This is a genomic window from Rhodococcus sp. NPDC003348 (assembly GCF_053589375.1).
In genome coordinates, this window is the sequence record NZ_JBSFRT010000034.1 from 59743 (window position 1) to 69218 (window position 9476).

Genomic DNA, 9476 nt, shown 5'->3' on the forward strand with positions numbered 1-9476 from the left:
GAGCCGCTGGCGCTCGCGGCAACACGATGCCGCCCGCTCGTGAGGAATCCGGGTTTCCACCCCGGAATCTCCCAGGCGCTCACGCGTAGTCCCCGAGGATCAGCCGCGCCACATCCTGGACGTTGCGGAGTGCCTCGGGGAACCCGATCCGACCCGTCGTCCACAGCATCAGCGAGTTCAGCATGGTGCTACCGATCGACAACGACGCGAGCCTCGCACGTTCGGCGGGTACACCGTCCATCAGGTCGAAGAGTGCCGTCCTGTTGAGAGCGGATCGCTCGTCGAGAATGTCACGCACGTACGGGTCGTCCGAGGTCTGCAGTTCCACCTCGAGACGCGCGAAGTTCGGGCCGCGCTGAAAGGCCTTCATCTGCCGCGTGTACAGGTCGACGACCCGTTCCAGGACCGAACCGTGCGCCCGCCCGCGTGTGCCGGTGGCCCGCTCATCGGCGAGCCGCTCCGCGAGAATGTCGTTCCACGCCGCCATCGATGCGGCCAGCAGGTGCTGCTTGGCCGGGAAGTACCGGTACAGCGTGCCGAGCGCGACACCCGACCGCTCCGACACCTCGCGCATCTGGATGCGGTCCGGGCTCGTCTCGCCGAGCATCCCGATCACGGTGTCGAGCAGGTGGCCTCGACGTTCCCGCTGGGCATCGGTCATGTCGTCGGGGCTCAGTGGCGCGGCAACGGATTCGGTCACGCGTCCAGCTTAGCGGTCGTCAAACCGCCACCACCTGGCCCGTTGTCGGCTGACGCGATGAGATGCCCGCCCAGCACGTCGTGCAACTCGTCCTGCGTCCACCGCGACGCCGACCGCAGGCGCGCCTCCACGGTGGGCGCCGCCATGACGTCGATCCGGTCGCCGTACGCCACCAGGACGCGACCGGTGATCGGATCGGCCGCGGGCGACGCGAGGTAGACCACGAGCGGCGTCACGTGATCGGCCGACAGCGGATCCTCCCCCGCGTCCGGACCCGGGCCGAACACCTCGCTTGTCATCGCGGTCCGGGCACGCGGGCAGATTGCGTTGGCGCGCACACCGAATGCACCGCAGCCCCGCGCCGTCGACGTCGTCAAGGCGACGACCCCGGCTTTCGACGCCGCATAGTTGGCCGCACCCGGCGGGCCGGAGGCATATGCCTCCGACGACGTGTTGACGATGCGCGCGTACACCGGCGCTCCGGTCTGCTTCGCGCGTCGCCGCCAATGGTCGGTCGCGGCCCGAGTCGTGAGGAACGTACCGCGGAGATTGACCCGCAGCACCGCATCCCATTCGTCCGCAGACATGTTGAACACCATGCGATCCCGGATGATGCCCGCATTGTTCACGAGGATGTCGAGTCCCCCGAACCGCTCGACCGCGAGGGCGATCAGCCGATCCGCGGTGGACTGCTTGCCCACGTCACCGACGCACGTGACCACGCTCCCACCGCCGCCGCGGATCTCCGCGGCGACCTCGTCGATCCGTTCACTGCGCGCATTGATCACGAGGTTCGCGCCCGCCGCCGCGAGTGCGAGGGCCTCGGCCCTGCCGAGTCCCTCGCCGGCCCCCGTGACGACCGCGGTGCGGCCGTCGAGGAGACCACCCGTCATCGCGGTTCCCGTGGCAGCCCGAGGATCTGCTCGGAGATGACGTTCAGCTGGATCTCGAGCGTGCCGCCGCCGATGAGCAGCGACGGCGTCGACAAATAGGCCTTGGCCGCACGGCCGCCCCCTGACACGTCCGCGCCCAGGCTGCCCACGGCCGCTTCCGGCCCGAACCACTCGAGCACCTGTGCGGTCGCGTCGGTGATGTGGCGCGCCGACGCGGCCTTGAGCGCGCTCGCCTCGACTCCCGGGTTCAGTCCGGACAGGCGCTTGAGAACGCTGCGATGGGCGAGCGCGTCCAGTGCACCTGTGGCGGCGGTGATCCGGCCGAGCGCAGGCAGCGCGTTGTGCCGGTCGGCCGGGTCGAGACCACGCACGACCTCGATCGGATCGAAGCGATGCCGTCCCGCGACGGGCGTCGTCCCCATCGCGACCCGCTCGTTCGCGAGTGTCGTCCGGGCCACCTTCCAGCCCTCCCCCGGCGCGCCCACCAGATCGGCGTCCGGCACGAACACCCCTCCGAGGACGACCTCGTTGAACATCCGGTCGCCGTTGGCCTCCCGCAGGGGCCGGACCTCGACGCCCGGTGCGGTCATGTCGACGAGGAAGAAGCTGATGCCGCGATGCTTGGGCGCCTCGCGGTCGGTGCGGGCCAGACAGATTCCCCAGTGCGCCTCGTGGGCCTTGGAAGTCCACACCTTGCTGCCGTCGATCCGCCAGCCGCCGTCGACCCTGCTGGCGAAGGTCGTCAGCGCCGCGAGGTCCGAGCCCGCGCCGGGTTCGGAGAACAACTGGCACCAGACGATCTCGCCGCGCAGGGTCGGGGCGACCAGACGTTCCATCTGCTCCTGCGTGCCGTACTGGAGGATCGACGGCAACGCCCACTCTCCGATGACCGTCGTGGGTTGCGGCATCCCGACGCGATCGAACTCCTCGGCGATGATGAGCTGACCGGCAGTGTCCGCACCCACGCCGTACGGTTCGGGATAGTGCGGCGACACCAGTCCCCGATCGGCGAGCAGCACGCGTGCCGCCTGCGGGTCGAGCCGAGCGGCCTCCGCGACGGTCGCGGCGACACGCGCCCGGAACTCGGGGCGATCCTCGACCCCGGGTGCCGCGTGCCGTTCGACGGTCAGTGCCAACTCGCCTGCGCTCCTGGCCCACTCGTCCTGGGATCCGCCCAGCGCGAGCAGACTCACCGCCCGCCGCCAGTACAGGTGGATGTCGTGCTCCCAGGTGTTGCCGATGCCACCGAGCAGCGTCACGCAGTCCAGGACCACATCCACGGCCTCACGCCGGCACACGGTCGCCGCGCGGGCCGCGGTCAGAGCCGCCTGTTCTCGGTCCCCACTGTCCGCCGCCGTCGCGGCATCCCACACCGCGCTGGTCATCATCTCGACACGGATGAACAGCTGCGCGCACTTGTGCTTGATCGCCTGGAAGGAGCCGATCGGCTTCCCGAACTGCTCCCGGATCTTGGTGTAGGCGAGGCTCGTCTCCTGCGCCCAGCGGGCGATGCCGACCGCCTCGGCGCACTGGAGAACGGTCGCGAGCGCGCCCACTTCCCCGGGCAACGCCCCGAGGATGTGGTCCGCCGGAATTCTCGTTTCCGACAGGTGAATCCGTCCGATGTCCCGGGTCAGGTCGACCCCTTCCTCTGCGACGCGACTGACGCCGCCCGCACCGGAGGGAACGACGAACCACACCGGCTTCTCGTCGCAGTGGCCCGCGAGCACGAGGATGTCCGCACCGACGGCACCGAGGACGGGAACCGTGGTGCCCGACGCGACGACCTCGTCGCCGTCGCCTTCGAGCGTGACCGACCCGGGTCCGAGCGCGCACGCACCGGTCGCACCCGCCGCGAAGCGCGGCAACAGCATCTTGTGCGCGGCATCCGTGCCGTGCGTCACGACCGCCGCACTCGCCGTCACCGTCGCGAGCAGCGGACCCGGCACCAACCCGTGTCCCGACTGTTCCAGCGCGACCGCCAATTCCAGCAATCCCGCGCCGGCACCGTCGAACACCTCGGGGATGTACAGCGACGGAATCCCCATGTCCACAAGTTGTCTCCAGTGGTCCGGCAGCTCACCTCGACCGAGTTCCGTGAACCGGGTCCGGGTCCGCTCCACGGGTGTCTCCCGCGCAGCGAATCGGGTGAGCGTGTCGGCGAGTGCCTCGTGATCTGCTCCGATACCGATCGGCATGTCCGAATCAACCTTTCAGTTTGAGCACCTTGCGGGCGTTCTCGTGCAGGAACTTGGGCCACACCTCGTCCTTGAACGGCACGTGCGGCATGTCGGTGAAGATCCGGTCGAGCGTCAACCCGGCCGGGAAGTAGCCCGCATAGATGATCTTGTCGGCACCACGCGTGTTCGCGTAGTCGACGATCGCCTTCGGGTAGTGCTTGGGCGCGAACGCCGACGTCGAGTAGTACAGGTTGGGCCACTTGAGCATCAGCTTGATCGCCAGGTCCTCCCACGGTTCGCAGCCGTGCCGGGTGACGAACACCAGATCCGGGAAGTCGAACATCACGTCGTCGATGAGTTCGACGTGCTGCACGGCGGACTTCACCCGCGGCCCCGCGATCCCGGCGCACGCGAAGATCGGGATGTCCAGCTCGACGCACTTGGCGTAGATCGGGTACATCTGCGGCGCGTTGAGCGCCACCTGTGGGAACGTGCCCGCGGCAAACGAGCTGACCGAGCGGATGCCGAACTCCTCGTACTCCCGAGTCATCCGGTTCAGGGTTCCCATGATGTCGTTGGGGTCCACCGCGGAACCCTGCGGCACGAATCGGTCCGGGAACGCCCGAACCGCCCGCTGACCGGATTCCTTGGCCATGCTGACCATGCCGATCTCGATGCCGTGCTTGTCCATCTCGTGCAGCGTCACCGAGATCGGATCGTCGGTCGCGAGATCCGGCACACCCTTGAACATGTACTGCGCGGGCATGTGGAACTCGTCGCGGCTCTGCCGATCCTTCGTCTGACGCGTGATGAACGCGTACTCGTCGTACCCGGCCTCCCGGAAGCCGATGTGTGTGTCGACGATCGGAATGCCGTCGTAGGGCGTCATGCGTTCTGCTCCTTCACGATCAGCCTGCCGTCGAGGCCGTGCACCGTGACCTTCTCACGTTCGAGAATGTCGAGGCTCGCCTCGACGTGGCCGGTGTGGTGCGGTGCGGCGTCGCACAACCACGTCACCGCCTCCACCATCTCCTCGAGCGATTCCGGCACGAACCACCGGGACCCGACCATGTTCGACGCGACCGACAACGCACCCGCCGTCGCGACAGCCGAGCGCGGACGCACCGCGTTCACCCGGATCCCGGTGCCGACGAGTTCCGCGGCCAGGCCCGCGGTCATCCGGTCCAGCGCGACCTTGCTCATGCCGTAGAGGGTCGTGCCGTGGATGGCGGCGTCCAGGTCGGTCTCGCCCGGAGGCAGCGCCTCCACCGGCCTGATCCGTGCCGTGCCACTGGTGATGTTGACGATCCAGCCCTCGCCACGCTCCCGCATGCCGGGGATCACCCGCTGCGCCAGGTCCAGCGGCGCATGCACGTTCACCTCGAACGTCAGGTGCGCGCGCGTGGACGGGTAGTCGCGCAGCGGCTGGAAGATCGCAGCCGCTGCGTTGTTGACGAGGATGTCGATCGGCCCGCCGAGCGCCTCCTGCGCCTCCGGGACGATCCCCGCACGTGCGTCGGCGTCCTCGAGCGCCGCGGGCACGATCACCGTCGTGCCACCGGCCGAGCGGATCACCTCGGCCGTCCGGGCCAGGGTGCCGTCGAAGCCGCGACCGGGCTCGTCGACCGTGCGCGCGACGATCGCGACGGAAGCGCCTTCCGCGGCAAGCCGCTGCGCGATACCGGCACCGATCCCCCGGCTGGCGCCGGTGACGATCGCACGACGTCCGTGCAGCCTGCCCGTCACGCGCTCAGCTCCGCCTCGAGCTGCTCGGCGAAGGACTCGCGCAACAGGACGTCGTTCGGATCGTCGGGCAGCTCGGTGAGCGGCTGCGCGACCTCGGACGGCGTGGGTCCGTACTTCGCTGCCAGCGGGGCCAGCGCATCCAGGTCGAAGTCGTAGAGCTCGGCGGCGTTCGCCGCGAACAGCTTCCGCAGCTCCGCCTCGTCCACGTCGTGCATGACCTGGCGGATGCACTCGCGCGTGAACGGGTAGGTGCCCTCGTTGTGCGGGTAGTCGCTGCCCCACATGAACTTGCCCTCGCCGAGGGTGTCGCGCGAGGCCATGTCCTGGGCCGAGGGCATCGTGGCACCGACCCACACGTTGCGCCGGAAGTACTCGCTCGGACGCAGCGGCAACTGCTCGTCCTCGCTGTAGAACAGCTCACCGATCCGTCCGGTCCGCTTGACCCGCAGGTCGACGGTGTCGAGCTGACGCATCAGGTCAGGCGCCCACGCGCAGCCCTGCTCGGACACCGCGAACTTGAGCTTCGGGAATCGCTCGAACACGCCGGACAGGATCATCTGCACGAGCGGACGCATCGAGTAGAAGCCAACCTCGTTGATGTAGAGCAGCGAGGAGGTCTTGTAGCGGCCGTAGTCCGGCAGACCCGTGCCTGCATGACTGTTCACCGGGACGCCGAGGTCCTCGCAGACCTCCCAGAGTCGGTCGTACTCGGAGTCGTACAGTGGCTTGACCCACTTGATGTCGGGCGCGAGATTGGGCAGCAGGATGCCACCGCGCAGGCCGTTCTCCTTGATCCACTCGACGTCCCTGATCGCCTCGTCGACGTCGTTGAGGAACACCTGTGCGACACCGGCGCGCTGTGCGGGAGCGTCGTTGCAGAAGTCGACGAGCCAGCGGTTGTGTGCGCGGATGCCGGCGAGGCGCTTCTCGAAGTCCTCGGCGCGCGGCGGGCCGGCCAGTACCGCGGCGCTGGGGAAGAACGGCGGCACGGTATTGGGGAAGAGCACCTCACCGACCGTGCCGTCCTGCTGCGTCTCCCGCTGCCGACGTTCGTTGTCCCAGTTGCGGGTTCGGCCGTCGTCGACCAGGTCTCGGTAGGGGTTCTTGTACTTTCCGCGCCACGCGTCGAACTCCTCGTGCCACGTGGACTCGAGGTAGCTGCGGTAGGTCGCGTGATCGGCGCCGGCATGGCTGTCCGCGGAGATGAGGATGTAGGGCGTTTCGTTCGTCACTGTGGGCGCTCCTGATCGGCGACTCAATATGAAATCGTGTTCTACACAACTGTCGTTGACATTAGCCAGATAGCGCCACATGTCAAGTGCGAGTCCCATTCCATAGTAGAACGTCGTTCCATCTCTCTTCCGCGAGGAGCGCCGAACCGGCGAGAACGCAACGAGCCCCCGACCGGAGGCCGGGGGCTCGGGCACGAGCGGACTCGGTGCCGGCGGCAACGCCGCTTGCGTGCGCGCTACGACAGCGACGCGACGAACTTGGATGCAAAGGCGTGAATGCTGGCAACCACGTGATCGAGCTCCTCGTCGCTCATGCCGTGACTCATCCCGAGGGACATGCCGCGCTCGAACACCTCGTCCGCGAACGGCAGGCCGTCCTCGGGTGTGCGGTACTCGACATTGCGCATCATCGGGTGGCGAGTAACGTTGCCGCTCCATACCGTTCGGGTGTCGATTCCGGCACCTTCGAGCGACTCCTGCAGATCCGACCGCTCGAATCCGGCGTCCTCTCGGATCGTGACGGGGTAGCACAACCACGCGGTGTAGAACCCCTCGAGCGGCCTCGGGAGACGGAACAGTGACGGGTAGGCGCCGAAGGCCGCGGTGAACGCATCGAAGATCTCGTGGCGACGCTTGTAGTTGACGCCGAGCTTGCTCAGCTGGACCAGCCCGAACGCGGCACCCAACTCGGACGGCTCGAAATTCCAGGGCAAGACGTCGAAGATGAAGTCGTTGTCGTACGCGACGCCGTCGAGACTCTCGCGGAACACCCGCCCGGTCCGCGCCTGCTCGGAGCCGAACAGGTGCGGCTCGGATCGACGACCCCACCGCCGGAGCATCAGACCCTTGTCGCGGAGCTTCTCGTCGTCGAGGCAGACCATGCCGCCATTGCCGGCGCACGTGATGATGTGCGACATCGCGAAGCTGGTGACGGTGATGTCCGACCGCGATCCAGTCTTGGTGCCGCGCAGGGTCGTTCCGATGCAGTCGCACGAGTCCTCGATGACCTTGAGGTCGTGACGGTCTGCGATCTCGCGGATGGCGTCCCAGTCGGGTGCGTTACCGGCCAGGTTCGGAACCAGGATCGCCCTGGTCCTGTCGGTGATCAGCGCCTCGATCTTGGACGCATCGACGTTGTACGTGTCCGGCTCGACGTCGACGAACACGGGGATCCAGCCACCACGGACGATCGGCGAGACGTCGGTGGAGAAGGTCAGCGGCGAGGTGATGACCTCGGACCCCTTGGGCAGATCGAGCAGTTCGAGCGCCAGGTACAGCGCCGACGACCCCGAGTTGCACATCAGACCCAGCTTCTTGCCGTAGATGTCGGCGACCCGGCGCTCCATCTCGGCGACGTTCTTGCCGATCTTCAATGCGAACGGGCCGCCGCGCAGCACCTCCATGCACGCGTCGATCTCGGCGTCGTCGTGGACACTGCGGGCGTAGACAACTCTGGTCATGAGATCTCCTCATCAAAGGTTCGGGAGGGAGGCTGCAGTGCCGATCCGCGCTGCGGTCGCGTCGGACCCCGCATCGAGTCGATGAGGAAGGCAGCCCGGTCGCACTCCAGGAACGTGTGTGCCCGAATGGGCCGGTGGTTGTGGACGCGCCGTTTCAGGCCGCCCACCCTCGTGACTGAATGACGTATTGAACGTTCATTCAAACGCAATATAGATCGGAGCGATCGGGACGTCAAGGACCGCGACACGACCCCGCTCCGGTCGCACGTTCACATGAACCATGTTGCAGTGCATCATCATTGAACGCCGCATCTCGAGTCCGTGACCACTCGTTTGACCCGAGAAAACCCGCCCACTATGGTGTTTGAATGATTGTTCAATCGGAAGGTGTCGGCGCGTCCGGAACTCAGGACCGCAGGTCCGAGATCCTCGGCGCCGCATCCGCCGCGTTCGCGACGAACGGCATCGCGGGTACGTCGATGCGCGAGATCGGTGACGCGGTCGGACTCAACGCCGGTGCGCTGTACCACTACTTCCGATCGAAGAACGCCATCGTCAACGAGCTGGTCACCGGATACCTGTCGGATCTGCTCGCCGACTATCGGGCAATGAACCTCGACGGCCTCGATCCACGTGCCCGCCTGAAGGCCATTGTCGACGTCTCGCTCGCCACCGGCGCCGCGCGGCCCGACGCCACCAAGGTCTACCACGCGGAATTCGCGAACCTGCGTAACCTCCGGGACTACGCCGAGGCCCGACAACTCGCCGACTCGATCCAGGGCATCTGGCTCGACGCGATCGAGGCAGGCAAGGACGCCGGAGTCCTTCGAAAAGACGTCCCTTCCAAAGTTTTTCACCGATTCCTGCGGGACTCCGTGTGGTTCAGCGTGTACTGGCGCAAGCCCGACGACCCGTACACCCTCGACGAACTCTCCGAGGACTGCATTTCGGTGTTCCTGGACGGCATGGCCCTGCGACCAGCACCCTAGCCACCACCCCCACCCTGTACCGCGAAGGAAGAAATCTGCCGTGAGCACCCCCGATACCGCCCCGACGACTGGAACGGCCCGCGTCAAGCGGGGCATGGCCGAGATGCTCAAGGGCGGCGTGATCATGGACGTCGTCACCCCCGAGCAGGCGAAGATCGCCGAGGACGCCGGTGCCGTCGCTGTCATGGCCCTCGAGCGGGTCCCGGCCGACATCCGCGCCCAGGGCGGCGTCTCGCGCATGTCCGATCCGGACATGATCGACGGCATCATCTCCGC

General features: G+C 67.2%; 8 protein-coding genes and 1 pseudogene. 2 read left to right on the forward strand and 7 right to left on the reverse strand.

Going from position 1 to position 9476, the window contains the following annotated elements:
* Positions 1-79 precede the first annotated feature (79 nt).
* The 7 genes from ACWDU4_RS20755 to ACWDU4_RS20785 all read right to left on the reverse strand — a co-directional run bounded on the left by ACWDU4_RS20755 (position 80) and on the right by ACWDU4_RS20785 (position 8211).
* Positions 80-700, reverse strand: coding sequence for a TetR family transcriptional regulator (locus tag ACWDU4_RS20755; protein WP_450115803.1), 621 nt, complete (start codon positions 698-700; stop codon positions 80-82).
* Positions 697-1593 carry an SDR family NAD(P)-dependent oxidoreductase gene (locus ACWDU4_RS20760; protein ID WP_450115804.1) on the reverse strand — a complete coding sequence of 299 codons (897 nt, stop codon included), beginning with the start codon at positions 1591-1593 and terminating at the stop codon, positions 697-699. The genes ACWDU4_RS20755 and ACWDU4_RS20760 overlap by 4 nt, the downstream gene beginning before the upstream one ends.
* A complete protein-coding gene (locus ACWDU4_RS20765; RefSeq protein WP_450115805.1) occupies positions 1590-3791 on the reverse strand; it encodes an acyl-CoA dehydrogenase in 2202 nt (733 codons plus the stop codon). The genes ACWDU4_RS20760 and ACWDU4_RS20765 overlap by 4 nt, the downstream gene beginning before the upstream one ends.
* 7 nt (positions 3792-3798) lie before the next feature.
* Positions 3799-4662, reverse strand: coding sequence for an amidohydrolase family protein (locus ACWDU4_RS20770; protein WP_450115806.1), 864 nt, complete (start codon positions 4660-4662; stop codon positions 3799-3801).
* Positions 4659-5519, reverse strand: a complete 861-nt coding sequence (locus ACWDU4_RS20775) for an SDR family NAD(P)-dependent oxidoreductase (RefSeq protein WP_450115807.1) — start codon at positions 5517-5519, stop codon at positions 4659-4661. Before ACWDU4_RS20775 ends, ACWDU4_RS20770 begins: the two co-directional genes overlap by 4 nt.
* Entirely contained in the window at positions 5516-6751 is a 1236-nt protein-coding gene (locus tag ACWDU4_RS20780; protein ID WP_450115808.1) for an amidohydrolase family protein, read from the reverse strand. The genes ACWDU4_RS20775 and ACWDU4_RS20780 overlap by 4 nt, the downstream gene beginning before the upstream one ends.
* 236 nt (positions 6752-6987) lie before the next feature.
* Entirely contained in the window at positions 6988-8211 is a 1224-nt protein-coding gene (locus ACWDU4_RS20785; RefSeq protein WP_450115809.1) for a DegT/DnrJ/EryC1/StrS family aminotransferase, read from the reverse strand.
* A gap of 368 nt (positions 8212-8579) precedes the next feature.
* On the opposite strand from ACWDU4_RS20785, the gene ACWDU4_RS20790 reads away from it, so the two are divergent.
* Both ACWDU4_RS20790 and ACWDU4_RS20795 read left to right on the forward strand, forming a co-directional pair.
* Positions 8580-9200 carry a TetR/AcrR family transcriptional regulator gene (locus ACWDU4_RS20790; protein WP_450115810.1) on the forward strand — a complete coding sequence of 207 codons (621 nt, stop codon included), beginning with the start codon at positions 8580-8582 and terminating at the stop codon, positions 9198-9200.
* 94 nt (positions 9201-9294) lie between these two features.
* Positions 9295-9476, forward strand: a pseudogene (locus ACWDU4_RS20795) (pyridoxal 5'-phosphate synthase lyase subunit PdxS); the annotation flags it as partial.

Bases quoted from the DNA above. Each gene is read 5' to 3' on its own strand.
- ACWDU4_RS20760 (WP_450115804.1), bottom strand. From the start codon at position 1,593: ATGACGGGTGGTCTCCTCGACGGCCGCACCGCGGTCGTCACGGGGGCC.
- ACWDU4_RS20765 (WP_450115805.1), bottom strand. From the start codon at position 3,791: ATGCCGATCGGTATCGGAGCAGATCACGAGGCACTCGCCGACACGCTC.
- ACWDU4_RS20770 (WP_450115806.1), bottom strand. From the start codon at position 4,662: ATGACGCCCTACGACGGCATTCCGATCGTCGACACACACATCGGCTTC.
- ACWDU4_RS20785 (WP_450115809.1), bottom strand. From the start codon at position 8,211: ATGACCAGAGTTGTCTACGCCCGCAGTGTCCACGACGACGCCGAGATC.
- ACWDU4_RS20790 (WP_450115810.1), top strand. From the start codon at position 8,580: ATGATTGTTCAATCGGAAGGTGTCGGCGCGTCCGGAACTCAGGACCGC.